The sequence below is a fragment of the Pseudomonas sp. BCRC 81390 genome (assembly GCF_030341915.1).
GTDB lineage: Bacteria > Pseudomonadota > Gammaproteobacteria > Pseudomonadales > Pseudomonadaceae > Aquipseudomonas.
In genome coordinates this window covers 261,999-288,911 of the sequence record NZ_JATAAG010000010.1, presented here as the reverse complement: position 1 = coordinate 288,911, position 26,913 = coordinate 261,999, and the positions used below count along the sequence as shown (strand labels likewise).

Annotated in this window: 23 protein-coding genes; 17 read left to right on the top strand and 6 right to left on the bottom strand. The window is 64.1% G+C overall.

All coding sequences use genetic code 11. The features are described 5' to 3' along the window. Positions 1 to 6 precede the first annotated feature (6 nt). From murD to lpxC, 9 genes are all read left to right on the top strand, one after another. The gene (gene murD, locus QSV36_RS05785; protein ID WP_289130734.1) at positions 7 to 1,353 is read left to right on the top strand and encodes a UDP-N-acetylmuramoyl-L-alanine--D-glutamate ligase; all 1,347 of its coding nucleotides are present in this window, start codon (positions 7 to 9) and stop codon (positions 1,351 to 1,353) included. After that, positions 1,350 to 2,564, top strand: a complete 1,215-nt coding sequence (ftsW, locus tag QSV36_RS05780) for a putative lipid II flippase FtsW (protein WP_372241534.1) — start codon at positions 1,350 to 1,352, stop codon at positions 2,562 to 2,564. The genes murD and ftsW overlap by 4 nt, the downstream gene beginning before the upstream one ends. Continuing rightward, on the top strand, positions 2,554 to 3,633 hold the full coding sequence (murG, locus tag QSV36_RS05775) for an undecaprenyldiphospho-muramoylpentapeptide beta-N-acetylglucosaminyltransferase (protein ID WP_289130731.1): 1,080 nt from the start codon (positions 2,554 to 2,556) through the stop codon (positions 3,631 to 3,633). The genes ftsW and murG overlap by 11 nt, the downstream gene beginning before the upstream one ends. Next, positions 3,626 to 5,074, top strand: coding sequence for a UDP-N-acetylmuramate--L-alanine ligase (murC, locus tag QSV36_RS05770; protein ID WP_225779162.1), 1,449 nt, complete (start codon positions 3,626 to 3,628; stop codon positions 5,072 to 5,074). The genes murG and murC overlap by 8 nt, the downstream gene beginning before the upstream one ends. Further along, positions 5,071 to 6,027 (top strand): D-alanine--D-alanine ligase, encoded by a 957-nt coding sequence (locus QSV36_RS05765; RefSeq protein WP_289130729.1) that lies wholly within the window; start codon positions 5,071 to 5,073, stop codon positions 6,025 to 6,027. Before murC ends, QSV36_RS05765 begins: the two co-directional genes overlap by 4 nt. A gap of 5 nt (positions 6,028 to 6,032) precedes the next feature. Further along, the gene (locus QSV36_RS05760; protein ID WP_186675142.1) at positions 6,033 to 6,902 is read left to right on the top strand and encodes a cell division protein FtsQ/DivIB; all 870 of its coding nucleotides are present in this window, start codon (positions 6,033 to 6,035) and stop codon (positions 6,900 to 6,902) included. 14 nt (positions 6,903 to 6,916) lie between these two features. Continuing rightward, the gene (ftsA, locus tag QSV36_RS05755; protein ID WP_015271706.1) at positions 6,917 to 8,173 is read left to right on the top strand and encodes a cell division protein FtsA; all 1,257 of its coding nucleotides are present in this window, start codon (positions 6,917 to 6,919) and stop codon (positions 8,171 to 8,173) included. 55 nt (positions 8,174 to 8,228) lie between these two features. Next, entirely contained in the window at positions 8,229 to 9,425 is a 1,197-nt protein-coding gene (gene ftsZ, locus QSV36_RS05750) for a cell division protein FtsZ (protein ID WP_003251871.1), read from the top strand. A 112-nt stretch (positions 9,426 to 9,537) separates the two neighbouring features. Continuing rightward, a complete protein-coding gene (gene lpxC / locus QSV36_RS05745) occupies positions 9,538 to 10,449 on the top strand; it encodes a UDP-3-O-acyl-N-acetylglucosamine deacetylase (RefSeq protein WP_112250319.1) in 912 nt (303 codons plus the stop codon). Positions 10,450 to 10,639: 190 nt separating this feature from the next. Here lpxC and QSV36_RS05740 read toward each other — a convergent pair whose 3' ends face one another. After that, complete coding sequence (locus QSV36_RS05740; RefSeq protein WP_289130904.1) at positions 10,640 to 11,095, bottom strand: DUF721 domain-containing protein; 456 nt, start codon at positions 11,093 to 11,095, stop codon at positions 10,640 to 10,642. Positions 11,096 to 11,485: 390 nt separating this feature from the next. Here QSV36_RS05740 and secA point away from each other — a divergent pair, with 390 nt between their 5' ends. The 4 genes from secA to QSV36_RS05720 all read left to right on the top strand — a co-directional run bounded on the left by secA (position 11,486) and on the right by QSV36_RS05720 (position 17,341). Continuing rightward, positions 11,486 to 14,221 (top strand): preprotein translocase subunit SecA, encoded by a 2,736-nt coding sequence (gene secA / locus QSV36_RS05735; protein ID WP_289130724.1) that lies wholly within the window; start codon positions 11,486 to 11,488, stop codon positions 14,219 to 14,221. A 190-nt stretch (positions 14,222 to 14,411) separates the two neighbouring features. Next, positions 14,412 to 15,629, top strand: coding sequence for a bifunctional glutamate N-acetyltransferase/amino-acid acetyltransferase ArgJ (gene argJ / locus QSV36_RS05730; protein ID WP_225779159.1), 1,218 nt, complete (start codon positions 14,412 to 14,414; stop codon positions 15,627 to 15,629). A 138-nt stretch (positions 15,630 to 15,767) separates the two neighbouring features. Then, positions 15,768 to 16,400, top strand: coding sequence for a glutathione S-transferase family protein (locus tag QSV36_RS05725; RefSeq protein ID WP_289130721.1), 633 nt, complete (start codon positions 15,768 to 15,770; stop codon positions 16,398 to 16,400). Next, positions 16,397 to 17,341: a Nudix family hydrolase gene (locus QSV36_RS05720; RefSeq protein WP_289130718.1), complete on the top strand. Its 945-nt coding sequence runs from the start codon at positions 16,397 to 16,399 to the stop codon at positions 17,339 to 17,341. The genes QSV36_RS05725 and QSV36_RS05720 overlap by 4 nt, the downstream gene beginning before the upstream one ends. 39 nt (positions 17,342 to 17,380) lie before the next feature. Here the strand turns inward: QSV36_RS05720 and QSV36_RS05715 are convergent, their stop codons facing one another. The 3 genes from QSV36_RS05715 to QSV36_RS05705 are packed head-to-tail and all read right to left on the bottom strand — an operon-like array spanning position 17,381 to position 20,935. Beyond that, positions 17,381 to 17,947 carry a cob(I)yrinic acid a,c-diamide adenosyltransferase gene (locus QSV36_RS05715; protein WP_289130716.1) on the bottom strand — a complete coding sequence of 189 codons (567 nt, stop codon included), beginning with the start codon at positions 17,945 to 17,947 and terminating at the stop codon, positions 17,381 to 17,383. Between the two features lies 1 nt (position 17,948). Further along, positions 17,949 to 19,979: a sensor histidine kinase gene (locus QSV36_RS05710; RefSeq protein WP_289130714.1), complete on the bottom strand. Its 2,031-nt coding sequence runs from the start codon at positions 19,977 to 19,979 to the stop codon at positions 17,949 to 17,951. A 38-nt stretch (positions 19,980 to 20,017) separates the two neighbouring features. Then, positions 20,018 to 20,935: a putative 2-dehydropantoate 2-reductase gene (locus tag QSV36_RS05705; protein ID WP_289130712.1), complete on the bottom strand. Its 918-nt coding sequence runs from the start codon at positions 20,933 to 20,935 to the stop codon at positions 20,018 to 20,020. A 100-nt stretch (positions 20,936 to 21,035) separates the two neighbouring features. Here QSV36_RS05705 and QSV36_RS05700 point away from each other — a divergent pair, with 100 nt between their 5' ends. From QSV36_RS05700 to QSV36_RS05690, 3 genes are all read left to right on the top strand, one after another. Next, positions 21,036 to 21,521: a YajQ family cyclic di-GMP-binding protein gene (locus QSV36_RS05700; RefSeq protein WP_170032394.1), complete on the top strand. Its 486-nt coding sequence runs from the start codon at positions 21,036 to 21,038 to the stop codon at positions 21,519 to 21,521. A 113-nt stretch (positions 21,522 to 21,634) separates the two neighbouring features. Then, the gene (locus tag QSV36_RS05695; protein WP_289130707.1) at positions 21,635 to 22,477 is read left to right on the top strand and encodes a mechanosensitive ion channel family protein; all 843 of its coding nucleotides are present in this window, start codon (positions 21,635 to 21,637) and stop codon (positions 22,475 to 22,477) included. A gap of 116 nt (positions 22,478 to 22,593) precedes the next feature. Continuing rightward, positions 22,594 to 23,838, top strand: a complete 1,245-nt coding sequence (locus QSV36_RS05690; RefSeq protein WP_289130704.1) for an MFS transporter — start codon at positions 22,594 to 22,596, stop codon at positions 23,836 to 23,838. A 64-nt stretch (positions 23,839 to 23,902) separates the two neighbouring features. On the opposite strand, the gene QSV36_RS05685 is transcribed toward QSV36_RS05690, so the two are convergent. Next, the gene (locus QSV36_RS05685; RefSeq protein WP_289130701.1) at positions 23,903 to 25,450 is read right to left on the bottom strand and encodes an AmpG family muropeptide MFS transporter; all 1,548 of its coding nucleotides are present in this window, start codon (positions 25,448 to 25,450) and stop codon (positions 23,903 to 23,905) included. A 43-nt stretch (positions 25,451 to 25,493) separates the two neighbouring features. Next, a complete protein-coding gene (locus QSV36_RS05680) occupies positions 25,494 to 25,847 on the bottom strand; it encodes an MGMT family protein (RefSeq protein WP_225779150.1) in 354 nt (117 codons plus the stop codon). Between the two features lie 152 nt (positions 25,848 to 25,999). On the opposite strand from QSV36_RS05680, the gene QSV36_RS05675 reads away from it, so the two are divergent. After that, the coding region (locus tag QSV36_RS05675; protein ID WP_289130698.1) for a DUF481 domain-containing protein at positions 26,000 to 26,913 on the top strand (914 nt) is incomplete at its 3' end.

Below are 26,913 nucleotides of genomic sequence, written 5' to 3'. Positions count from 1 at the left end.
ATGAGCGTGTCTCTGATCGCTTCCGACCAATTCCGCATCGTTGTCGGCCTCGGCAAGAGCGGCATGTCCCTGGTTCGCTTCCTGGCGAGCCGGGGCATTGCCTTTGCGGTCGCCGACACTCGCGAGCAACCGCCGGAACTGGACACCCTGCGCCGTGATTACCCGCAGGTGGAAGTGCGCTGTGGTGAGCTGGACGTGGACTTCCTGTGCCGCGCCAACGAGCTGTACGTGAGCCCCGGCCTGGCCCTGGCCACCCCGGCGCTGCAGCAGGCGGCGGCGCGTGGCGTGAAGCTGTCGGGTGACATCGAACTGTTCGCCCGCCATGCCAAGGCGCCGATCATTGCCATCAGTGGTTCCAATGCCAAGAGCACCGTGACCACCCTGGTCGGCGACATGGCCGCCAAGGCTGGCAAGCGTGTCGCGGTTGGCGGCAACCTCGGTACCCCGGCGCTGGACCTGCTGGCCGACGACGTCGAGCTGTACGTACTGGAACTGTCCAGCTTCCAGCTGGAAACCACCGACCAGCTCAACGCTGAAGTGGCGACCGTGCTGAACATCAGCGAAGACCACATGGACCGCTACAGCGGCCTGCCGGCTTATCACCTGGCCAAGCACCGGATCTTCCGTGGGGCGCGCCAGGTCGTGGTCAACCGCCAGGACGCGCTGAGCCGGCCGCTGCCGGTGGAAGGCCGGCCATGCTGGACCTTCGGTCTCAACCAGCCGGACTTCAAGGCCTTTGGCCTGCGTGAAGTCGACGGCGAGAAATACCTGGCATTCGAGTTCCAGCTGCTGATGCCGGTGCGTGAGCTGAAGATTCGTGGCGCCCACAACCAGAGCAACGCACTGGCGGCGCTGGCCCTGGGGCATGCTGCCGGCCTGTCGTTCGAACCCATGCTCGAAGCCTTGCGCGAGTTCACCGGCCTGGCTCACCGGTGCCAGTGGGTACGCGAGCGCAACAGGGTGAACTGGTACGACGATTCCAAGGCCACCAACGTCGGTGCCGCCCTGGCCGCCATCGAAGGCCTGGGCGCCGATATCGAGGGCAAGCTGGTGCTGATTGCCGGTGGTGATGGCAAGGGTGCCGATTTCGCCGCACTGCGCGAGCCGGTCCAGCGCTTCTGCCGCGCCGTGGTGCTGCTTGGCCGTGATGCCGAGCGCCTGGCCCAAGCCCTTGGCGATGGCGTGCCGCTGGTGCGGGTCAGGACGCTCGACGAGGCCGTGCAGCAATGCGCCGAACTGGCCCAGGCCGGCGATGCCGTGCTGCTGTCGCCGGCCTGCGCCAGCCTCGACATGTTCCGCAACTTCGAAGAACGCGGGCGCCTGTTCGCCCAGGCAGCAGGAGGCCTTGCATGATCTTCGGCATCCTCAAGCCGTACCCGTCGCCGCTGATCAGCGGTCGCGGCATCGACCTGGACTTTCCGATGCTGGCCGGCTGCCTGGCACTGCTGGGCCTGGGCCTGGTGATGATCACCTCGGCCTCCTCGGAAGTGGCGGCGGTGCAGTCGGGCAACCCGCTTTATCACATGTTCCGTCACCTGGTGTACGTGTTCCTCGGCCTGGTGGCCTGTGGCGCGACCATGATGGTGCCGATCGCTACCTGGCAGCGCATGGGCTTCATGATGCTGCTGGGCGCCTTCGGCTTGCTGGTGCTGGTGCTGGTACCGGGTATTGGCCGCGAAGTGAACGGTTCCATGCGCTGGATCGGTTTCAGCTTCTTCAACGTGCAGCCTTCGGAAATTGCCAAGGTGTTCGTGGTCGTGTACCTGGCCGGCTACCTGGTACGTCGGCAGACCGAGGTGCGTGAAACCTGGATGGGCTTCTTCAAGCCGTTCATCGTGTTGCTGCCCATGGCTGCCCTGCTGCTGATGGAGCCAGACTTCGGCGCCACCGTGGTGATGATGGGCGCGGCGGCGGCCATGCTGTTCCTTGGCGGTGTCGGGCTGTTCCGCTTCAGCCTGATGGTGGTGTTGGCGGTGGTGGCGGTGTTCGTCCTGGTACAGGCACAGCCTTACCGCATGGCGCGCCTGATCACCTTTACCGACCCGTGGTCGGATCAGTTCGGCTCGGGCTACCAGCTGACCCAGGCACTGATTGCCTTCGGCCGTGGCGAGTGGCTGGGCGTTGGCCTGGGCAACAGCGTGCAGAAGCAGTTCTACCTGCCGGAAGCGCACACCGACTTCGTGTTCTCGGTCCTCGCCGAGGAGCTCGGTGTGGTCGGTTCGCTGCTGACTATCGCACTGTTCGTGTTCGTTACCGTGCGGGCACTGTACATCGGCCTGTGGGCCGAAAAGGCCAAGCAGTTCTTTGCCGCCTATGTCGCATTCGGGCTGGCCTTCCTGTGGATTGGCCAGTTCCTGATCAACATCGGCGTGAATGTCGGCCTGCTGCCGACCAAGGGCCTGACCCTGCCGTTCCTCAGCTACGGCGGCAGCTCGCTGGTGATCTGCTGTGCCTGCGTGGGCCTGTTGCTGCGTATCGAGTGGGAAAGCCGCACGCACCTGGGCAGTGAGGAACACGAATTCAGCGAAAGCGATTTTGCCGAGGAGACCAGTCATGGCCGCTGACGGCAAGAACGTACTGATCATGGCTGGTGGCACCGGGGGCCACGTGTTCCCGGCGCTGGCCTGCGCCCGTGAGTTCCAGGCCCGCGGTTACCGCGTGCACTGGCTGGGCACCCCGCGTGGTATCGAGAACGAGCTGGTGCCCCAGGCTGGCCTGCCGTTGCACCTGATCCAGGTCAGCGGCCTGCGCGGCAAGGGCAAGCTGTCGTTGCTCAAGGCGCCGTTCACCCTGGTCAAGGCCGTGCTGCAGGCACGGCGCATCATCCGCCAGCTTGAACCGGTGTGCGTGCTGGGCTTTGGCGGCTACGTCACCGGCCCCGGCGGCGTGGCCGCGCGGCTGTGCGGCGTGCCGCTGGTAATCCACGAGCAGAATGCCCGTGCCGGTACCGCCAATCGGTTGCTGGTGCCACTCTCGGCGCGGGTCTGCGAAGCTTTCCCGAACACCTTCGAGGCCAGCGACAAACGCCGCACCACCGGCAACCCGGTGCGCCCGGAGCTGTTCATGGACGCGCAACGCGCGCCGCTGGCCGAGCGCCGCGCCCGCCTGTTGGTGCTGGGCGGCAGCCTGGGTGCGGAACCATTGAACAAATTGTTGCCTAAGGCCCTGTCCGAAGTGCCCGTCGCGCTGCGGCCAGAGGTATTCCACCAGGCCGGCAAGCAACATGCGCCGGTTACCGCCGAGCGTTACCGCGAGGCCGGTGTCGAGGCTCAGGTAGAGCCCTTCATCAAGGACATGGCCCAGGCCTATGGCTGGGCCGACATGGTGGTGTGCCGGGCCGGTGCCCTGACCGTCAGCGAGCTGGCGGCAGCGGGCCTGCCTTCGGTGTTGGTGCCATTGCCCCACGCCATCGACGACCACCAGACCCACAACGCCCAATATCTGGCCCGGGAAGGTGCTGCCTTCCTCATGCCACAAGCGACAACTGGCGCAGCGCAGCTCGCTGAACGCCTGAACGAGGTGCTGATGCAACCCGAGAAACTCAACGTCATGGCAGGCACCGCGCGGCGCCTGGCCAAACCTGCTGCAACCAGCACTGTGGTCGATATCTGCCTGGAGGTGGCCCATGGTTGAGAGCCAGAAAGCCATGCCCCAGCCGAAAATGGGCCGCATCCGTCGTATCCACTTCGTCGGTATTGGCGGCGTGGGCATGTGCGGCATCGCCGAAGTGTTGTTGAACCTGGGCTATGAAGTGTCCGGTTCCGACCTGAAAGCCTCGCCGGTTACCGAGCGCCTGGAGTCGTTCGGCGCCGAGATCTTCGTCGGGCACCGCGCCGAGAATGCCGCTACCGCCGACGTGCTGGTGGTGTCCAGCGCGATCAACCCGGCCAACCCGGAAGTCGCCACTGCGCTGGAACGGCGCATTCCGGTGGTGCCGCGTGCCGAGATGCTCGCCGAACTGATGCGTTACCGCCATGGCGTGGCCGTTGCCGGTACCCACGGCAAGACCACCACCACCAGCCTGCTGGCCTCGGTATTCGCCGCCGGCGGCCTGGACCCGACCTTCGTCATCGGTGGCCGCCTGACGGCTGCCGGGACCAATGCCCAGCTGGGCACCAGCCGCTACCTGATCGCCGAAGCAGACGAAAGCGACGCCAGCTTCCTGCACCTGCAGCCGATGGTGGCGGTGGTCACCAACATCGACGCCGACCACATGGCGACCTACGAAGGCGACTTCAACAAGCTGAAGAAAACCTTCGTCGAGTTCCTCCACAACCTGCCGTTCTACGGCCTGGCCGTGATGTGCCTGGACGACCCGGTGGTGCGCGAGATCCTGCCGCAGGTCAAGCGCCCGACCGTGACCTACGGCTTCAGCGAAGAAGCCGACGTACGCGCCATCAACGTACGCCAGCAGGGCATGCAGACCCATTTCACCGTGCTGCGGCGTGACCGCGAGCCGCTGGAAGTGTCGGTGAACATGCCCGGCAACCACAACGTGCTCAATGCCTTGGCCACCATCGCCATCGCCACTGACGAAGGGATCACCGACGAGGCCATCGTCCAGGGCCTGTCCGGCTTCCAGGGCGTCGGTCGGCGCTTCCAGGTGTACGGCGAACTGCCGGTCGAAGGCGGCAGCGTGATGCTGGTCGACGACTACGGCCACCACCCGACCGAAGTGGCGGCGGTGATCAAGGCCGTGCGCGGTGGCTGGCCAAGCCGCCGCCTGGTGATCGTCTACCAGCCGCACCGCTACAGCCGCACCCGCGACCTGTACGACGATTTCGTCCAGGTGCTGGGCGATGCCAACGTGCTGCTGCTGATGGAAGTGTACCCGGCGGGTGAAGAGCCGATTCCCGGTGCCGACAGCCGCCAGCTGTGCCACAGCATCCGCCAGCGCGGCAAGCTGGACCCGATCTACATCGAACGTGGCGTCGAGCTGGCGCCACTGGTCAAGCCACTGCTGCGTGCTGGCGACATCCTGATCTGCCAGGGTGCCGGTGATGTCGGCGGGCTGGCCCCGCAATTGATGAAAAGCCCGCTGTTCGCAGGCGCCAAGCAGGAGAAGTCGAAATGACCAGCGCCTACGAAAAACTGCACTCGACCCTGGACGTCAAGGCGTTCGGCCGCGTCGCGGTGCTGTACGGCGGCAAGAGTGCCGAGCGTGAAGTGTCGCTGAAGTCCGGCGCTGCGGTTATCGACGCGCTGAGCACCGCCGGTGTCGACGTCGTCGCCATCGACGTGGGTGACGACCTGCTCCAGCGCCTGCAGAGCGAGCAGATCGACCGCGCCTTCATCATCCTCCACGGCCGTGGCGGTGAAGACGGCAGCATGCAAGGCCTGCTCGAATGCCTGGGCATCCCCTACACCGGCAGCGGCATCCTCGCTTCGGCACTGGCCATGGACAAGCTGCGCACCAAGCAGGTGTGGCAGAGCCTGGGCATTCCGACACCGCGCCACGCGGTGCTGGGCAGCGAACACGATTGCGTTGCCGCCGGCACGGAACTGGGCTTCCCCCTGATCGTCAAACCGGCCCATGAAGGTTCGAGTATCGGCATGGCCAAGGTGAACAGCGTGGAAGAGCTGGTCGCCGCCTGGAAAGATGCCGCCAAGTACGATTCGCAAGTCCTGGTCGAGCAATGGATCCACGGTCCGGAGTTCACCGTCGCGGTATTGCGCGGCCAGGTGCTGCCGCCGATCGCCCTGGGCACGCCGCACGTGTTCTACGACTACGACGCCAAGTACATCGCCAACGATACCCAGTACCGCATCCCGTGCGGCCTGGACAGTGTCAAGGAACAGGAACTGATCGACCTGACCGCGCGCGCCTGCGATGCCATCGGCATCGAAGGCTGGGGGCGGCTGGACGTGATGCAGGACGAGCAGGGCCGGTTCTGGCTGCTCGAAGTCAACACCGCACCTGGCATGACCGACCATAGCCTGGTGCCCATGGCGGCTCGCGCGGCCGGCCTGGACTTCCAGCAACTGGTGCTGGCGATCCTGGCCGAAAGCGTGGCGACGCGAGGTTAACCATCATGCAAGGCGCGATGATACGTCAGCAGCAACCCGTTACCGGCCGTAGCAAGCCGGTGCCGCGTGGTGCCAGCCGGCTGGTGGCCGACGAGCCCGTATCGGCGCGCCTGCCGCGGCCTAGCCTGGGCGGGCTGAAGCGCCTGCTGTGGCCGGTGGTGCTGGTGGCAGCCGGCTTTGGTGCCTATGAAGGCGCCATTCGCCTGATGCCGTACGCCGACCGGCCGATCACCAAGATCGACGTGCAGGGCGACCTCAGCTACATCAGCCAGCAATCGGTGCAGCAACGCATTGCGCCCTACGTCGCGGCGAGTTTCTTCAGTGTCGACCTGCCGGCGATGCGTGCCGAGCTCGAGCAGATGCCGTGGATCGCCCACGCCGAAGTGCGCCGGGTATGGCCCGACGAGGTGGTGATCCACCTGGAAGAGCAGTTGCCGGTAGCACGCTGGGGTGACGAAGCCTTGCTCAACAACCAGGGCCAGGCCTTCACCCCGCGCGAACTGGCCAACTACGAACACTTGCCGCAGCTGGCCGGGCCGCAGCGTGCGCAGCAACAAGTCATGCAGCAGTATCAGGTATTGAGCCAGATGCTGCGCCCCTTGGGCTTTTCCATCGCTCGCCTGGAGCTGCGCGAGCGAGGCAGCTGGTTCCTGACCACCGGTGCGAGCAGCGCCGGGCCGGGTATCGAGCTGCTGCTGGGGCGCGACCATCTGGTGGAGAAGATGCGCCGTTTCATTGCCATTTACGACAAGACGCTTAAAGAGCAGATCACCAACATCGCCCGCATCGATCTGCGATACGCCAACGGACTTGCCGTTGGATGGCGGGAACCGATTGCACCGACGACGGCCCAACCCGCCGTTGCGAAGAATTAGAGAGAGGCAGGACCATGGCAAACGCGCATAGCGGCAAAATGATCGTCGGGCTGGACATCGGCACCTCCAAGGTGGTGGCGCTGGTGGGTGAAGTGGGCGAGGACGGCACCCTGGAAATCGTCGGGATCGGTACCCATCCGTCCCGCGGCCTGAAGAAAGGCGTGGTGGTCAACATCGAGTCCACCGTGCAGTCGATCCAGCGCGCTGTCGAAGAAGCGCAGCTGATGGCCGGCTGCCGCATCCACTCGGCGTTCGTCGGCGTGGCCGGCAACCACATCCGCAGCCTGAACTCCCACGGCATCGTCGCCATCCGCGACCGCGAGGTCAGCCTGGCTGACCTGGAACGTGTGCTCGATGCCGCCCAGGCCGTCGCCATCCCGGCCGACCAGCGGGTGCTGCACACCCTGCCGCAGGACTACGTGATCGACAACCAGGAAGGCGTGCGCGAGCCGCTGGGCATGTCTGGCGTGCGTCTGGAAGCCAAGGTCCACGTGGTCACCTGCGCGGTCAACGCGGCGCAGAACATCGAGAAGTGCGTACGCCGCTGCGGGCTGGAGATCGACGACATCATCCTCGAGCAGCTGGCCTCGGCCTACTCGGTGCTGACCGACGATGAAAAAGAGCTGGGCGTGTGCCTGGTGGACATCGGCGGCGGCACCACCGATATCGCCATCTTCACTGAGGGCGCGATCCGTCACACCGCGGTGATCCCGATCGCTGGCGACCAGGTGACCAACGACATCGCCATGGCCCTGCGCACGCCGACCCAATACGCCGAAGAAATCAAGATCCGCTACGCCTGCGCCCTGGCCAAGCTGGCCGGTGCCGGCGAAACCATCAAGGTGCCGAGCGTGGGCGACCGTCCACCGCGCGAGCTGTCGCGCCAGGCCCTGGCCGAGGTGGTGGAGCCGCGTTACGACGAACTCTTCACCCTGATCCAGGCCGAGCTGCGCCGCAGCGGCTACGAGGACCTGGTGCCGGCCGGCATCGTCCTTACCGGCGGCACCGCGAAGATGGAAGGCGCCGTGGAACTGGCCGAGGAAATCTTCCACATGCCGGTACGCCTGGGCGTACCGCACAGCGTTCGGGGGCTGAGCGATGTGGTTCGCAACCCGATCTATTCCACCGGCGTGGGCTTGCTCACCTACGGCCTGCAGAAGCAGACCGAAGACCTGCCCCTGACCGGTAACAGCAGCAACAACAGCTATGGCGATGAACCGAAGGCCCCGGTGCTTGAACGCTTCAAGCGCTGGGTCCAGGGCAACTTCTAAGTTTCAAAGCAGTAGTGGTAGGCGCGACAACTAGAGAACTGTAAGGAGAGGGAAAATGTTCGAGCTCGTAGACAACGTCCCGCAAAGTCCGGTCATCAAGGTGATCGGCGTTGGCGGTGGTGGCGGCAACGCCGTCAACCACATGGTCAAGAGCAGCATCGAAGGTGTGGAATTCATCTGCGCCAACACCGATGCCCAGGCGCTGAAGAACATCGGCGCGCGCACCATCCTGCAATTGGGCACTGGCGTGACCAAGGGCCTGGGTGCCGGTGCCAACCCGGAAGTCGGCCGCCAGGCCGCGCTGGAAGACCGTGAGCGCATCGCTGAAGTGCTGCAGGGCACCAACATGGTGTTCATCACCACTGGCATGGGCGGCGGTACCGGTACCGGTGCTGCGCCGATCATCGCCGAAGTGGCCAAGGAAATGGGCATTCTCACCGTTGCCGTGGTGACCCGTCCGTTCCCGTTCGAGGGCCGCAAGCGCATGCAGATCGCCGATGAAGGCATCCGCATGCTGGCCGAAAGCGTCGACTCGCTGATCACCATCCCGAACGAGAAGCTGCTGACCATCCTGGGCAAGGATGCCAGCCTGCTGTCCGCCTTCGCCAAGGCTGACGACGTTCTCGCTGGTGCGGTGCGCGGTATTTCCGACATCATCAAGCGCCCGGGCATGATCAACGTCGACTTCGCCGACGTGCGCACCGTGATGGGTGAAATGGGCATGGCCATGATGGGTACCGGCTGCGCCAGCGGCCCGAACCGTGCGCGTGAAGCGACCGAAGCGGCCATCCGCAACCCGCTGCTGGAAGACGTCAACCTGCAGGGCGCCCGCGGCATCCTGGTCAACATCACCGCCGGCCCGGACCTGTCGCTGGGTGAGTACTCCGACGTGGGTAGCATCATCGAAGCCTTCGCCTCCGACCATGCCATGGTCAAGGTCGGCACGGTAATCGACCCGGACATGCGTGACGAGCTGCACGTGACCGTAGTGGCCACTGGCCTGGGCGCGCGCATCGAGAAGCCTGTGAAGGTGGTCGACAATACCCTGCAGACTGCCCAGCAGGCGTATGAAGCATCCAACCCGGCGCCGGTTCGCCAGGAGCAGCCTGCGGTGAACTACCGCGACCTGGAGCGCCCGACCGTGATGCGCAACCAGGCCCATGCAGGCGCTGCTGCAGCGGCTAAACTCAACCCGCAGGATGACCTGGACTACCTCGATATCCCGGCATTCCTGCGTCGCCAGGCTGATTAATGGAATTTATCAGGGGTATAAAGGTGATTGGTATTCATCAAAGGTTGGGTCTGTTATCATCCCCAGCCTTTGTTGATACCTGTTCGCAATTTGCGCTGAAGCGGCCAATGCCATGATTAAACAACGCACCCTGAAGAATACCATCCGTGCCACAGGTGTCGGTCTGCACTCCGGGGAGAAGGTTTACCTGACCCTCAAGCCTGCACCTGTTGACACCGGCATCGTCTTCCGCCGCGCCGACCTCGACCCTGTGGTCGAAATCCCGGCGCGCGCGGCCAACGTCGGCGAGACAACCATGTCGACGACGCTGGTCAACGGTGACGTCAAGGTCGATACGGTCGAGCACCTGCTCTCCGCCATGGCGGGCCTGGGCATCGATAACGCCTACGTCGAGCTCTCCGCCTCGGAAGTGCCGATCATGGATGGCAGCGCCGGACCCTTTGTATTCCTGATTCAGTCTGCCGGCCTGGAAGAACAGGACGCAGCCAAGAAGTTCATCCGCATCCTGCGCGAGGTTACCGTGGAAGAAGGCGACAAGCGCGCCACTTTCCTGCCTTTCGACGGTTTCAAGGTGAGCTTCGAGATCGACTTCGATCACCCGGTGCTTCGCAACCGGACCCAGAGCGCCAGCGTCGACTTTTCCAGCACCTCGTTCGTGAAGGAAGTCAGCCGCGCGCGTACTTTCGGTTTCATGCGTGACATCGAATACCTGCGCAAGCACAACCTTGCGCTGGGTGGCAGTGTCGAGAACGCCATCGTGGTCGATGAGGACGGCGTGCTCAACGAAGACGGCCTTCGTTACGAAGACGAATTCGTCAAGCACAAGATCCTCGACGCCATCGGCGACCTCTACCTGCTGGGCAACAGCCTGATCGGCGAGTTCAAGGGCTTCAAGTCCGGCCACGCGCTGAACAACCAGCTGTTGCGCAAGCTGATTGCCGAAACCGATGCCTGGGAAGTGGTCACCTTCGAAGATGCCAGTACGGCACCGATCTCGTACATGCGCCCTGTTGCGGCCGTGTAAGTTCGAACACTCTCTAGTTCATTAAGGCCACCTTCGGGTGGCCTTTTTTATGGCTGACGCATTTTGCCCGGCAGGTCCGGCCATTCGCGGGCACGCCCGCTCCCACAGGGTGCTCACCGCCTCTGGAGCGGCGCAGGACCTGTGGGAGCGGGCGTGCCCGCGAATGGACTGCGCAGCAGTCCCGAAGGTGTCAGCGCTTGTCCTGGGCGTGAGCTGCCAGCCTTTCCAGCGCTGCGCGCAGCTTGGGGTCAGTGATGCCCTCGGCGGTATCGAGCAGGCTTTCGGCTGCGTTATTGGACAGTTCCGCAGCATGGCCACCACGCTTGGCTGGCACCAGCGGGGGCTGGACCTTGTACAGGATGCGCCTGAGGTTGGCGAATGCCTCCATGGCCTGCAATGCCGACATCAGGCGTTTCTGCTGATAGCGCAGGCGGGTCGCCCAATGGCCATCGGTGACTACCAGCAACAACGTGCCATCGCGCCACGACGCGACATGGCAATGCTCGCGTGCGGCCGGTTGCAGCTGGCTTTCCAGCAGGCGCTGCAGGTGTTCCAGGCGCTCGGCCTGGTTCAGCAGCAGGCGCAACGGGCGGACCTGGCGGAGCAGGGCCGAGGGCGGCTGGGCGGGGGAGGGTTTGTAGGCCATGGGGGTACGCATGAGGTTACATGGCCCGCAGTCTAACATCTCTATAGCCCGCACTGGCCTCTTCGCGGGTAAACCCGCTCCCACAGGTACGGCACTGCCCTTGATGTGTAGATGATCCTGTGGGCGCGGGTTTACCCGCGAAGAGGCCGGCACAGATATCACAAGACAAGACTCATTCTCGATACGTTTCATCTTCCCGAACCTTGAACTCAGGGAAAATGCCCCTATCTAAAACAGGCCCCCGCCAAAGCGCTGTGCCAGCATCGTGGAAATCCACCACTTTCCTCACCATCGTTTCCGGGTAGAATGCTCGTTCGCATGCGGCCTCAGGGCTGCACGGGCGACTCATGGGGCCGCCCTCCATCCCTACGTGTGGAAGATCCTGCCGATATGTTTGCGCCTTTGTTAAAGAAACTTTTTGGAAGCAAGAACGAGCGTGAAGTGAAACGCATGCTCAAGACGGTGAACATCGTCAATGCTCTCGAAGAGAAGATGGTGGCCCTCTCCGACGAGCAACTGCGGGGCAAGACCGCAGAGTTCAAGGAGCGCCTGGCCAAAGGCGAGACACTGGACCAGCTGCTGCCGGAAGCCTTCGCCGTGGCCCGTGAGGCCGGCAAGCGCGTGATGGGCATGCGCCACTTCGACGTGCAGCTGATCGGCGGCATGACCTTGCACGAGGGCATGATCGCAGAAATGCGTACCGGTGAAGGCAAGACCTTGGTCGGTACCCTGGCCGTGTACCTCAACGCATTGTCCGGCAAGGGCGTGCACGTGGTCACCGTCAACGACTACCTGGCCCGCCGTGACGCCAACTGGATGCGCCCGCTGTACGAGTTCCTCGGCCTGTCCGTGGGCATCGTTTCGGCCTTCCAGCCGCCGGAAGAAAAGCGCGCGGCCTACGCGGCCGACATCACCTACGGCACCAACAACGAGTTCGGTTTCGACTACCTGCGCGACAACATGGCGTTCAGCCAGGAAGAGAAGTTCCAGCGTGAACTGAACTTCGCCGTGATCGACGAAGTGGACTCCATCCTCATCGACGAAGCGCGTACCCCGCTGATCATCTCCGGCCAGGCCGAAGACAGCTCCAAGCTGTACATCGAGATCAACCGCCTGATTCCGCGCCTGAAGCAGCATATCGAGGAAGTGGAAGGCCAGGTCACCCAGGAAGGCCACTTCACCATCGACGAGAAGAGCCGCCAGGTCGAGCTGAACGAAGCCGGTCACCAGTTCATCGAAGAGATGCTCACCCAGGCCGGCCTGCTGGCCGAGGGCGAGAGCCTGTACTCGGCGCACAACCTGAGCCTGCTGACCCACGTCTATGCCGGCCTGCGCGCGCACAAGCTGTTCCATCGCAACATCGAATACATCGTCCAGGACGGCCAGGTCCTGCTGATCGACGAGCATACCGGCCGTACCATGCCGGGCCGTCGTCTGTCCGAAGGCCTGCACCAGGCCATCGAAGCGAAAGAGAACCTGAACATCCAGGCCGAAAGCCAGACCCTGGCTTCGACCACCTTCCAGAACTACTTCCGCCTGTACACCAAGCTGTCCGGCATGACCGGTACCGCCGACACCGAAGCGTTCGAGTTCCAGTCGATCTACGGCCTCAACGTGATGGTCATTCCGCCGAACAAGCCGTTGGCGCGCAAGGACTTCAACGACCTGGTGTACCTGACCGCCGACGAGAAATACGCCGCGATCATCGCCGACATCAAGGAAAGCATGAAGCAGGGCCGCCCGGTGCTGGTCGGTACGGCGACCATCGAAACGTCGGAGCACATGTCCAACCTTCTGAAAAAGGAAGGTATCGAGCACAAGGTGCTCAACGCCAAGTACCACGAGAAGGAAGCCGAGATCATCGCCCAGGCGGGTGCGCCAGGTGCGCTGACCATCGCCACCAACATGGCCGGCCGTGGTACCGACATCCTGCTGGGCGGTAACTGGGAGGCCGAAGTGGCCGCCCTGGAAAACCCCACCGCCGAGCAGATCGCCCAGATCAAGGCCGACTGGCAGAAGCGTCATCAGCAGGTGATCGAGTCGGGTGGCCTGCATGTGATCGCCTCCGAGCGTCACGAGTCGCGCCGTATCGACAACCAGCTGCGTGGCCGTTCCGGCCGTCAGGGTGACCCGGGTTCCAGCCGCTTCTACCTGTCGCTGGAAGACAGCCTGATGCGTATCTTCGCCTCTGACCGGGTGAAGAACTTCATGAAGGCGCTGGGCATGCAGTCGGGCGAGGCGATTGAACACCGCATGGTCACCAACGCCATCGAGAAGGCCCAGCGCAAGGTCGAAGGCCGCAACTTCGACATTCGCAAGCAATTGCTCGAATACGACGACGTGGCCAACGAGCAGCGCAAGGTGATCTACCACATGCGCAACAGCCTGCTGGCCGCCGAGAACATTGGCGACACCATCGTCGAATTCCGCAAGGAAGTGCTGGACGCTACCATCAGCCAGCACATTCCGCCGCAGTCGCTGCCCGAGCAGTGGGACGTGGCCGGCCTGGAGGCTTCGCTGGCCAGCGATTTCGCCATCAAGCTGCCGATCCAGCAGTGGCTCGACGAGGACGATCACCTCTACGAAGAGACCCTGCGCGAGAAGCTGCTGAACGAGATCACCACTGCGTACACCGAGAAGGAGGACCAGGCCGGTATCGAGGCCCTGCGCACCTTCGAGAAGCAGATTCTGCTGCGTGTGCTGGACGACCTGTGGAAAGACCACCTGTCGACCATGGACCACCTGCGTCACGGTATCCACCTGCGTGGTTATGCGCAGAAGAACCCGAAGCAGGAGTACAAGCGCGAATCCTTCAGCCTGTTCCAGGAGCTGCTCGAGTCGATCAAGCGCGACACCATCCGCGTGCTGTCGCACGTTCAGGTGCGCCGCGAAGACCCGGCCGAAGAGGAAGCCCGCCTGCGCCGCGAGGCCGAGGAACTGGCCAGCCGCATGCAGTTCCAGCACGCCCCTGCCCCGGGCCTGGAAAGCGAGCAACTGAGTGAAGAGGGCGCCGAAGTGGCGGTTGCCTCGGCGCCGGTACGCAACGACCAGAAGCTGGGCCGCAACGAGCCGTGCTGGTGTGGTTCGGGCAAGAAGTTCAAGCATTGCCACGGGCAGATCGAGTGATCTGACCAGGCTGTTGTAACCTGAAACATCCGGGGCCGCTTTGCGCCCCATTCGCGGCGCGAGGCCGCTTCTACCGGGACCGCGCCAATGGTTGCGATGTCCTTGTAGGAGCGGCCTCGTGCCGCGAATGGGGCGCGAAGCGGCCCCGCTCTTCCATCACCTGTTCACCGTATTTTCTAGGAGCGCTCTAATGGCTGTTGGTCTTGGTCCTTTGCCCACCTTGCACCCGGTTCCGGGTTTTGAACTCGGTATCGCTTCTGCCGGTATCAAGCGCCCGGGGCGCAAGGATGTGGTGGTCATGCGCTGTGCCGAAGGTTCCAGCGTGGCGGGTGTATTCACCCTCAATGCCTTCTGCGCAGCGCCAGTGATCCTCTCCAAGCAGCGTGTCCAGGGCACCGTGCGCTACCTGCTGACCAACACCGGCAACGCCAACGCCGGTACCGGCGCGCCAGGCCTGGCCGCAGCCGAGCGCACCTGCGCCAAGCTTGCCGAACTGGCCGGCGTACCGGCCGAGTCGGTACTGCCATTCTCCACCGGCGTGATCGGCGAACCGCTGCCGGTGGAAAAGATCGAAGGCGCGTTGCAGGCTGCCCTCGACAACCTGTCGGAAAACCACTGGGCCGAAGCCGCCACCGGCATCATGACCACCGACACCCTGCCCAAGGGCGCCAGCCGCCAGTTCCAGCATGATGGTGTGACCGTTACCGTGACCGGCATCAGCAAGGGGGCCGGCATGATTCGCCCGAACATGGCCACCATGCTCGGCTACATCGCCACTGACGCCAAGGTTGCCCCGGCGGTGCTCAAGGACCTGATCCTCGACGGCGCCAACAAGTCGTTCAACCGCATCACCATCGATGGCGACACCTCGACCAACGACTGCTGCATGCTGATTGCCACCGGCAAGGCCAACCTGCCGGAAGTCACCGAAGCCAGCGGCGCACTGTTCGAAGCGCTGAAGAAAGCCGTGTTCGAAGTGTGCATGGAAGTGGCCCAGGCCATCGTCCGTGACGGCGAAGGTGCCACCAAGTTCGTGACCGTGCAGGTCAACGGCGGCGGCAACCACCAGGAATGCCTGGATGTCGGTTACGCCGTGGCCCACTCCCCGCTGATCAAGACTGCGCTGTTCGCTTCCGACCCGAACTGGGGCCGTATCCTTGCAGCCGTCGGCCGTGCCGGCGTGCCGGAGCTGGATGTGAACCTGATCGACGTGTACCTGGACAACGTCTGCATCGCCAGCAAAGGCGGGCGCAGCCCGAGCTACACCGAAGACCAGGGCGCCAAGGTCATGGCCCAGGAGGAAATCACCATCCGCATCGAGCTGGGCCGCGGCCAGTGCAGCGAAACCATCTGGACCACCGACCTGTCCCACGAGTACGTGAAGATCAACGCCGAATACCGTACCTGATTCAATTGGGGCGCTGTGCAGCCCTTTCGCGACACAAGGCCGCTCCTACAAGCGCTCGCGATCTCCTGTAGGAGCGGCCTTGCGTCGCGATGGGCTGCAACGCAGCCCCAAAAATCCCAAACCGAATGGAGCCGAACCATGAGCTATCACCTGATCATCGGCGACAAGCTGTATTCCTCCTGGTCGCTGCGCGGCGCTTTGGCCCTCGAACTGGCTGGCGTGCCCTACGAAGAAACCCTGATCAAACTCAACCAGCCTGACACCCGTCAGCGCATCCTGGCTTTCTCCGCCACCGGCAAGGTGCCACTGCTCAAGACCGAGCACGGCGTGATCGCCGACTCGCTGGCTATCGCCGAATACCTCAACGAACGCCACCCCGAGGCCCAGCTGTGGCCAGCCGACGTGGCTGCCCGGGCCCAGGCCCGCTCGGCCTGCGCGCAAATGCACAGCGGCTTCCTCGCCCTGCGCGGTGCCATGCCGTTCAACCTGTCGCGCGACCAGGCACTGGACAGCGTGCCGCTGGAGGTACAAATCGATATCGACCGTATCGTTGCGCTGTGGTCCGAATGCCGCCTGGTGGCCAAGGACAGCGGCCCGTTCCTGTTCGGCAAGCCGAGCCTGGCCGATGCCTTCTTCGCCCCGGTGGCCGTACGCCTGCGCACCTACCGCGTGGAAGTGCCGGCCGAGGCGGCGGCCTATATCGAGACCATTTATCAATGGCCGGCCTTCCAGGCTTGGCAGCGGGCTGGCCTGGCGGAGCGTGAAGGGTGAAACGGATTCATGTTGTAGCAGCTGTCATTCGCGGTAACGATGGCCGCATCCTGATCGCGCGCCGTGCCGATACCCAGCACCAGGGTGGCCTGTGGGAGTTCCCCGGTGGCAAGGTGGAGGAGGGCGAGGGCGTCGAAGCAGCGCTGGCCCGTGAGCTGCGCGAAGAGCTGGGCATCAAGGTCAGCCGTTCGCGCGCGCTGATCAAGGTCAGCCACGATTACCCGGACAAGCAGGTGCTGCTGGACGTTCGCGAAGTCGAGGCGTTTACCGGTGAACCACATGGCGCCGAGGGCCAGCCGCTGGCGTGGGTTGCCCCGCGCGATCTGTCGCAATACGAATTCCCCGAGGCCAACAAGCCGATCGTTGCCGCCGCACGCCTGCCGGACCAGTACCTGATCACCCCGGATGGCCTGGAAGTACCGCAACTGCTCAAGGGTATCCAGAAGGCCGTGGCCAACGGTATGCGCCTGATCCAGTTGCGCGCGCCGGACATGTACGACCCCAAGTACCGCGACGTGGCGGTGGACGCGGTCGGGCTGTGCGCGGGCAAGGCACAGCTGATGCTCAAGGGACCGCTGGAATGGCTGGGTGACTTCCCTTCGGCGGGTTGGCACCTGACCGCCGCACAATTGCGCAAGTATGCGCCGAATGGCCGGCCATTCCCCCGGGAGCGTTGGCTGGCGGCCTCCTGCCATAGCGCCGAAGAGCTGGCGCTGGCGGAGCAGATGGGTGTGGATTTCGTGACCTTGTCGCCGGTGCAGGCTACCCAGACTCACCCTGGCGCGGTGCCGCTGGGGTGGGACGAAGCGCAACGGATGATCGCCGGGTTCAACAAGCCGGTCTATCTGCTGGGTGGCGTCGGGCCGGGTGAGCGGGAGCAGGCCTGGGCTGCCGGGGCACAGGGCGTGGCCGGGATCCGGGCGTTCTGGCCGGAGCTTTGAGTGGCCTGTAACCGGGTGCTGCAAAGCAGCCCCGGAATCTCAGCCTTCAGATTTGACAGCAGGCTGCCACAACACTTCGGCAACCCCCTGCCGCCGCCCGATGATCCGTGCCGCCACGAACAGCAGATCGGATAGCCGGTTGATATACGCCAATCCAACCCCCGCCAACGGTTCCACGGCATTCAACTGCTGGCAGCGCCGCTCCGCACTGCGCGCCATACTGCGGCATACATGCGCCTGTGCCACCAGCGCCGAGCCACTGGGCAAGATGAAGTTCTTCAGCGGCCCCAGTTCTTCATTCCATACATCGATCGCGGCTTCCAGGCGCTCCACCTCGGCCAGGTCCAGCGCCTGGTAGCTCGGCATGGCCAGTTCACCGCCGAGATCGAACAAGCGGTGTTGGCAGGGTGCGAGCACCTTGCTCACTTCATCCAGCCCTTGTTCGGCCAGCCCTGCCAGCAGCAACCCCAACTGGCTGTTCAGGCTGTCCACCTCGCCGATCGCCTCGATCCGCGGATGGTCCTTGGGCACCCGGCGGCCATCGCCCAACCCGGTCTCGCCCTGGTCGCCAGTGCGTGTGTAGATCTTCGACAGGCGAAAGCCCATGTCATGCCTCCGTTGTGGCCGGCACCGTCGCGGCCGGCTGGGCAAGGGGCAGGCGCAGGGTGAAGCAGGTGCCCTGGCCGGGCGTGGACTGCACTTCCATCTGCCCCTTGTGGTTGTTGGTGATGATGAAGTACGAAACTGACAGGCCGAGCCCGGTGCCCTGGCCGATCTCCTTGGTGGTGAAGAACGGCTCGAAGGTACGCTTGCGTACCCCCTCGGGCATGCCGACGCCGTTGTCCTCGACCTGGATTTCCGCCCACGGCGGGTTCAGTCGGGTGCGCAGGGTGATGCGTCCCGGCTCGCTGGGCTGCGGCCTTTGATGGATGGCCTGGGCGGCGTTCTTCAATAGGTTGAGCAGCACCTGCTCCAGTTCGTTGGCGGTGCATGGCACCGGCCCCAGTTCCGGGTCGAACTGGCGCACGATAGCTGTGCCCTTGAAGTCGAAGCCGATGGCCAGGTCGAAGTCGTTGCCGGCAATCTCCACCGCCTGGTCGATCAGTGCCGGCAGGTCGCACGGTGCCAGCTGGCGGTTGCTGCGTCGGCTGAAGCTGAGCATGTGGGTGACGATTTTCGCCGCCCGGGCGCCGGCCTGCTGGATGCCGTCAAGCAATTGCGGTACATCGCGGCTGTCCAGGTAGCGGTTAACTGTAGCCAGGTCGATGCCCAGCTCTTCGGCCTGTTCGAGGTTGCGCGGCAGCTCTGGCGACAGGCGTCGGCGGATGTTCTGCACGTTATGCAGGATCGCGCCCAGCGGGTTGTTGATCTCGTGGGCCATGCCGGCCGCCAGGCCGCCGACCGAAAGCATTTTCTCCGATTGCACCATCATTTCTTCCAGCGACAGGCGCTGGGTGATGTCGTCGATGCGGATGACCACGCCACGGCCACCGCCACCGGTCAGCGGGTAGAAGGTCAGGGCGTAGTGGCGCAGGTCGTCGCCCTTGGGCCAGGTGACCCGCTCGATCTTCGCCACACGGTGCTTTTCCACGGTTTCCTTCAGTTGCGGCAGGAACGGCTTGAGCGGTTCGAAGGCAATGAAGATCGGCTGGTTCAGCGCCTCGTCCAGCGGCGTGCCGGAGAGCACCGTGGCTTCGTGGTTCCACTGCGTCACGTAGAGCTGTTCGTCAAGGGCGATCAGCGCCGAGGGCATCGAGTCGATGATGCTGTTGAGGTAGTTCTGGAAACCGGTGAGCTTCTTCTCGATCTTGCTGCGCACCTGCACTTCCAGCTCCAGCTTGCGGTTGGTATGGCGGGTTTCCTCGGCCAGGCCCTGGGCCTGGTCATAGGCTTCCTGGAACTCGTCGCGGGTGCGCTTGAGCTGCTGTTCGCGGGCTTCGATGCGTGAAAGCATGGTGTTGAACGCTTCGGCGAGGCTGCCGATTTCGTCGTCGTTACCGCGCTGGGCACGCAGGGCGTAGCTTTCTTCACGGGTGACCTGGCGGCTGAGTTCCTCGAGCTGGTTGATCGGCTGGGTGATCAGGCGTTTGATCTGCCGGGCAATGAAGATCCACAGCAGGACGCTGAACACCAGGATGGCCAGGCTGGCGCTGAGGGTGCCGGTGTAGAAGGCGGTAGGCAGCTCACTGCTGGCTACCAGCAACAGGTGGGCCGGCGGGTTGGCCTCGCGTGGCATGCGGATCAGCTGGGTGCTGCGAAACTCCATCAGGCGCCAGCCATCGATGTTGCGAAAACGCTTGGGCAGGGTCAGCGGCTCGCCATGCTGCAGCTGCGCCAGCATGCGGCCGTCGCCACCGTAGACGGCGGCGGCACGCAGCGGCGTGTAGCTGTCCAGCTCCTTGAGCAGGGCGCTGGCGGCGTCCGGGTTGTCGCCGGCGCGGGCGGCCAGCTGCGGGTTGGCCACCAGCCGGCCGATGGTGTGCAGCGCCTGTGGCGCCATGCTCTCCTGGGTGATCCAGTAGGCGGCGCTGATGAAGGTGAGGTTGGCCACCAGCAGGATGGTCACCAGCAATACCAGCAGGGCTGCCAGCAGCTTCTGCCCGACCGGGAGGTTTTCCAGGCGTTGGCGCAAGGTCATGGGCGAGGCAATGTCCTTATCCGGTTGAAGGGGCCGCGTCAGTCGCAGGGCAAGCCACGCACGCGCAGGTTATCGACCAGGCGCTGCTGCAGGCGTTCCAGCGCCGGCAGTTGCAGGCCATGACGGCCGGCGACGCGGCAGGCGTGGCCGAGCAGGTAATGCACCTCGGTGCGGCGGCCGGCGCGAACGTCCTGGTACATGGAAGAGTAGTTGGCTGCGGTGGCGACAATCACCCGCTGGACCTCTTCGTTCAGTTCGACCGCTGCCTCCGGCTGGCCGCAGTGGCGCAGCAACTGGGCCAGCTCGGCGCACACTGCGTCCACTTCGCCCAGGTGCCCGAGCAGCCCGCCGTTCTGGCAGTCATGCAGCACGGTCAGCGGGTTGATGGCGCAATTGAGCGCCAGTTTGCGCCACAGGCGAGTGAGGATATCCACCGTCCATTCGGCGGGGATGCCGGCTTCGTGCAGGTCATCGAACCAGGCCGGCGCTGCGGGGTTGCGCGGGTCGCCCAGCCAGTTGAAACCGTGGCCGGCAAACCGTACCTGCCAGCCGCCCTCGCGAAACGCACCTTCGGTGCTGGAGGCGAAGATGCAGCGCGCGCGCGGGACCAGGTCGGCGACCTCGTCCTGGCTGCCCAGGCCATTCTGCAACAGCACGACCTCGGCGTCGTCGGCCAGCCGCGCTGCCACGCCGGCTATCGCCGGGGCGGCGTCGTAGGCCTTGCAGGCCACCAGCAGGCGGTGGATCGGGCCGTGAGCCTGCGCGGTTTCGGCAGGGATGGCGTAATGGCGCGGCTGGTCCTGTTCGACCAGGGTCAGGCCGCCGGCCTGCTGGTAGGCCTGCAAGCGTTGCCCGTCGCGCAGGATCAGGCGCACTGCCTTGCCTGCGCGCGCCAGGCGGCAGGCCCACAGGCTGCCCAGGCTACCGGCGCCGAGAATATGCCAGGTGCTGCTCATATGCGTTTCGCAACCCGTTATAATGAGCCCGCATTTTAACCATCAAACCCAGCGCGCTCCATCTTCAGCCCGAGCGCGCTTTTATTTTGGGAGAACAACCATGCCTTCGTTCGACGTGGTATCGGAACTGGACAAGCACGAAGTGCAGAACGCGGTCGACAACGCCATCAAGGACCTGGACCGCCGCTACGACCTCAAGGGCAAGGGCAGCTTCGAGTTCAAGGACAAGGAGCAGACCGTGATGCTCACCGCCGAGGAAGAGTTCCAGCTCGAGGCGATGCTGGAAATCCTGCGCCTGGCGCTGGTCAAGCGCAAGATCGACGTGAAGTGCCTGGAAACCAAGGACCCGTACGCCTCGGGCAAGGAAAAGAAACAGGAAGCCAAGTTCCGCGAAGGCATCGACAAGGACCTGGCGAAGAAGATCGTCGCCACCATCAAGGACGCCAAGCTGAAGGTGCAGGCCGCTATCCAGGGCGAGCAGGTGCGTGTTACCGGCAAGAAGCGCGACGACCTGCAGGAAGCCATTGCCCTGCTGCGTACCAAGGAATTCGACATGCCGCTGCAGTTCAACAACTTCCGCGACTGATGCAAGTGCCACCCGGAACCCGGATGGCGAAATGATGTCCATGGGGCCCGGGCTGCGCAAACGCGCGCGGCCTGTTCTACCGTGTACTTGCCGCTCGGCATCAGGAGATGAATATGGATTTGAACGCTGAAGTCGATCAGCTGGTCCGCCAATCGCAGACCTGGATTCCCTTGATCATGGAATACGGCAGCCGTGTGCTGCTGGCGTTGCTGACCCTGGCGGTCGGCTGGTGGATCATCAACAAGGTCAGCGCCCGCCTGGGCAAGCTGGTCGGCCTGCGCAACGCCGACCTGGCGCTGCAAGGGTTCATCAGCACCCTGTCGAACATCGTGCTGAAGGTGCTGCTGCTGGTCAGCGTGGCCTCGATGATCGGTATCGAGACCACCTCGTTCGTCGCCGCCATCGGTGCCGCCGGCCTGGCCATCGGCCTGGCCTTGCAAGGCAGCCTGGCGAACTTCGCCGGTGGCGTGCTGATTCTGATGTTCCGCCCGTTCCGCATCGGTGACTGGATCGAGGCGCAGGGCGTGGCCGGTACCGTCGACAGCATCCAGATCTTCCACACCGTGCTGCGCACCGGTGACAACAAGACCGTGATCATGCCTAACGGCAGCCTGTCCAACGGCATCATCACCAACACCAACCGTCAGCCGACGCGCAAGGTGGTGTTCGATGTGGGCGTGGATTACGAGGCCGACCTGCAGAAGGCGCGCAACGTGTTGCTGGAGCTGGCGCAGGATCCGCGCGTGCTGCAAGACCCGGCGCCGCAGGCGGTGGTCGCCACCCTGGGCGACAGTGCCATTACCGTGTCGTTGCGCCTGTGGACCAAGACCGCTGATTACTGGGACGTGATGTTCATGCTCAACGAGCATGCGCGCGACCGGTTGAAGGCCGAAGGGATCGACATACCATTCCCGCAGCGGGTGATTCGTGTGGTGCAGGAGACTGCAGCGCAGTAATACCGTGTGAAGCCGGGGCAGCACAGCTGCCCCGGTTTTTTTTACACTTGTTCACAGCAATATCCCGGCATTTCTGGCATATAGCCTGACCCACCTGCCACACCCGATACGCCATCATGAAACCACTGCTGTACATCACCCCCCTGCGCGCCTTGCTGTTCGGCCTTACCTTGGCTTTGTTCGAGTTGCTTACCTATCTGGCCAGCGATGCGGTCATGCCGGCCATGCCGGTGGTGGTCGGCGACCTGAACGCCAGCCCCGAATATATTCCCCACGCGCTCAACCTGTACCTGCTGGGTGGGGTGGTACTGCAGTGGCTGATCGGCCCGCTGGCCGACCGCTATGGCCGGCGCCCGCTACTGCTGACCGGCTGCGCCTGCTTCGGTGTTGCCTGCCTGGCAACCTTCTGGGTCGACAACATCGGCCTGTTCAACCTGTTGCGCCTGCTGCAGGGCATCGGCCTGGGCTTTGTGGTCACGGTCAGCTACCCGGCCTTGAACGAAGCCTTCAGCGAGGCAGACGCCGTGCGCATGATGGCGCTGCTGGCCAATATCGCATTGCTCTCGCCTTTGCTCGGGCCGCTGGTGGGAACCTTGATGCTGCAGTGGCTGGATTGGCGCTGGCTGTTCGTGGCCTTTGCCGTGGGCGCGGTCCTGGCTTGGCTGTTGCTTTACCTGCTGATGCCGGAAACCCTGGGGGTGGAGCGCCGGGACGGTTCGCGCCTGGCATTCACGCCGATTCATCTGTTGCCGCTGCTAGCCGGCTATGGCCAGTTGCTGGTCAACCGGCGTTTTGTCGCTGGCAGCGCTGCGCTGGGCCTGGTCGGCCTGCCGTTGATTGCCTGGATTGGCCTGTCGCCAGTGCTGCTGATCCATGATGAAGGGCTGAGCACCCTGGAATACGCCTTGTGGCAACTGCCGGTATTTGGCGGGCTGATCCTGGGCAACCTGATCATCAACCGTATCGCCGAGCGCTACCCGCTGGCGTCCTTGGTGCGTGGCGCGCTGTGGCCGTATCTGGCTGGCCTGGGCCTGATGGTGCTGGCGACCTGGTACCGGCCGAGCGTGACCAATGTGGTGGCGGGCATGTCGCTGTATGCGCTGGGGCTGGGCGTGGCCAATGCGGTGCTGTACCGCATGACGCTGTTCGCCAGCGAACAGAGCAAGGGCCTGGTCTCGGCCATGCTGGGGATGATCACCATCGCCCTGCTAGGGCTGGGTGGCGCACTGCTGGCGATGATGGGGGCCGGGGCGAGTTTGCTGCATTTCGCCCTGGCGGCAGGGGTGGCAGGGGCGCTGGCGCTGTGGCCGTTGTGGTTCGTGGTGGGGCAGCGACCTGGGGAAGGGGCTGTTGCCGAGTGACCTTTCTTGCCTGAACCGGGCTGTTCGCAGGCAAGCCCGCGAACAGCCCGGTTCAGGCAGTCTCTCAGGGCCGTTCGGCTGCTGAGTGTTCCGCTGCCACCGGTTTGCCCGGCCCGGCCTCCTGGCGCCACTGCAGGGCAATCAGGATCAGGGTCGGCACGCCCAGCAAGGCGGTGATCAGGAAGAAGTCGTGGTAACCGAACTTCTCCACCATGACTCCCGAATAGCCGCCGATCAGGCGTGGCAACAGCAGCATGATCGAGCTGAGCAACGCGTACTGGGTCGCCGAGAACTTCAGGTTGGTCAGGCTCGACAGGTAAGCGACGAAGGCCGAGGTGGCCAGCCCGGAGCTGAAGTTGTCCAGCGAAATGGTCACCACCAGCATCTGCAGGTTCGGGCCCATGTCGGCCAGCATCAGGAACAGGATATTGGTAGCTGCCGAGGCCGCGCCGCCGATGAACAGGATCGGCATGATGCCGAAGCGCACGATCAGCAGGCCGCCAACCCCGGCGCCGACCAGGGTCATGATCAGGCCGAAGATCTTGCTGACGCTGGCGATCTGGTCCTTGGTGAAGCCCATGTCGATGTAGAACACATTGGCCATCACGCCCATCACCGTGTCCGACATGCGATACGTGGCGATCAGGCCGAGCAATAGCAACGCCTGCCAGCGGTAGCGGGCAATGAAGTCGTTCACCGGCGTCAGCACCGGGGCCAGGCCGCGACGGCCCAGGCTCGACAGGCAGGCCCAGGTCAGCAGTACATAGAGAATCAGGCGCAGGAAGGCGCGGTCTTCCAGTAGCAGGTCCAGGGGCGTGGCATCCCCGGAGATGACGCTGGACCAGCCGGTATTGAACATCTGGGTGAAGCTGGCCGGTACCGACACCAGTAGAATGATCAGTACGAACACCGAGGCCAGCTGGTGCGCCAGCCCATAGCGTGCTGCCGACAGTTGGGTCCGCATGGGGACGGGCGGCTCGCGCATGACCAGGGTGGTGAACACTGCCGGCAGCATCATCACCGCGAACATCACGTAGGTGCCGGCCCAGGCCTTGTGCAGGTAGCTGAAGCCCGTGGAGCCGAACCACTCGGCGAAGAACAGGGCGCCAGCGGTCGCCAGCAGGGCCGCTACCCGGTAGCCGGCCATGTAGCTGGCAGCGAGCGCGGCCTGGCGCTGGTCATCGGCGATTTCCAGGCGGTAGGCGTCGACGGCGATGTCCTGGGTCGCCGAAGCGAAGGCCACCAATACCGCCAGGGCAATCAGCCAGGACAGGTGCTGCTGTGGGTCGCACAGGCTCATGCCGACCAGCCCAATCACCACCAGGGATTGTGACAGCAATAGCCAGGACCGGCGGCGCCCCAGGCTGCCGAGCAGGGGCAGGCGCCATTGGTCGAGCAGCGGCGACCACACCCACTTGAAGGCGTAGGCCAGGCCGATCAGGCTGGCGTAACCAATGGTTTCGCGGGCTACGCCTGCTTCGCGCAACCACACCGAGAGGGTGGAAAACACCAGCATGTAGGGCAGGCCGGCGGCGAAACCGAGCAGCAAAAGTACCAAGGTTGATGGGCTGGCATAGGCAGCAAGCGCAGCGCGCCAGGTTTTACGGGGCATGGGCCAACATCTGCCTCAAGTTTGCGAAAACAAAGCGCGCACTCTAACCGCTGTGCTCCATCGGGCGCCAGCCATGGCGCGTCATATCCACACGATTGTTGGTTACATTCACACCCTCCGCGCGCAGCCGCGCCCGTTGTTCATCCCCCGACGGGGTACCCAATGCCAGGCTCAGCCTGCCGCCGGCGCCGAGCACCCGGTGCCAGGGCAGGCGAGTGTCCGCAGGCAGCTGCCCGAGGGTGCGTCCGACCCAGCGGGCGGCCCGGCCAAGGCCCGCCAGCTCGGCCAGCTGGCCATAGCTCACCACCTTGCCGGCCGGCACCTGGCCCAGTACCGAATATAGCGCCGTTCGTCGGCCCTCGGCGTTGTCGAGGACGTGCTCATGGGCAACAGACATCAGGCTTCCCCTGGGCTGCAGATGAAACCGGACCAACGGTTCGGCAAATGAGAGTTGAACTCAACGGCATGCTTCCGGTCTGTCCTTGCTCTGGTCGTCGGTATCTGGATAATGCCCGGCTTTTTTCGTCAAATCGAACCCGTAGTGCGTTTATGTATTCTAGATCCTTGTTGTGCCTGCTTGCTGTCTCCCTGTGCGCCTCGCCGGTGTTCGCCGACACCGTGTGGATGAAGAACGGTGACCGGCTCAGCGGCAAGATCAAAGTCTTCGACGGTGGCAAGTTGCTGCTGGAAACCCCGTATGGCGGTTCCATCGCCCTGGACTGGAAAGAAGTCCAGACCCTGGAAAGTGATCAGGAGCTGCTGGTCAAGCAGGACACCTACAGCGGTGAGCGAGCCAAGTCGCTGAAGGCTGCCGAGCCTGGCAAGGTGACCTTGGCCAATGGTGAAGCGCCGAAGACCGTCGAGCTGGCCAGCATCGAGCAGATCATGAAGCCCAAGCCGCTGGTCGAGGACTTCGTGTGGAAGGGCAACGTCGACGTGGCGCTGGACTACAAGCGTGCCGAGAACGATACCGACGACTATGACGTCGGCTTCAAGACCAGCGCCCGCCACGGTCGCTGGCGGCACAACGCCGAAGGCGAATACAACCGCGAGACCAAGGACGACGTCACTACCACCGACAACTGGAGCGCCGAGTACGCCCTGGACCGCTTCCTGACCGAGAAATGGTTCTGGCAAGGGCGCATGGAATACAAGCGCGACCATGTCGAGGACCTGGCCCGCCAGCGCACCGTGGGTACCGGCCCGGGTTACCAGTTCTGGGATGATGAACTGGGTGCGTTCTCGCTGGGTTCACTGATCAACCGCACCGACTTCGAATACCAGGACGGGGCCAAGGACAACTTCTATTCCGCGGCGCTGAAGTGGGACTACACCCGCTACCTGATCGGCAAGAACGTGCAGCTGTTCACCAACGGCGAGTTCGCCAAGCCGCTGGGTGGGGTGGCCGACTACGCGCTGGATGCCGAGGTTGGCCTGCGCTACAAGGTGACCGAGTGGGCCTC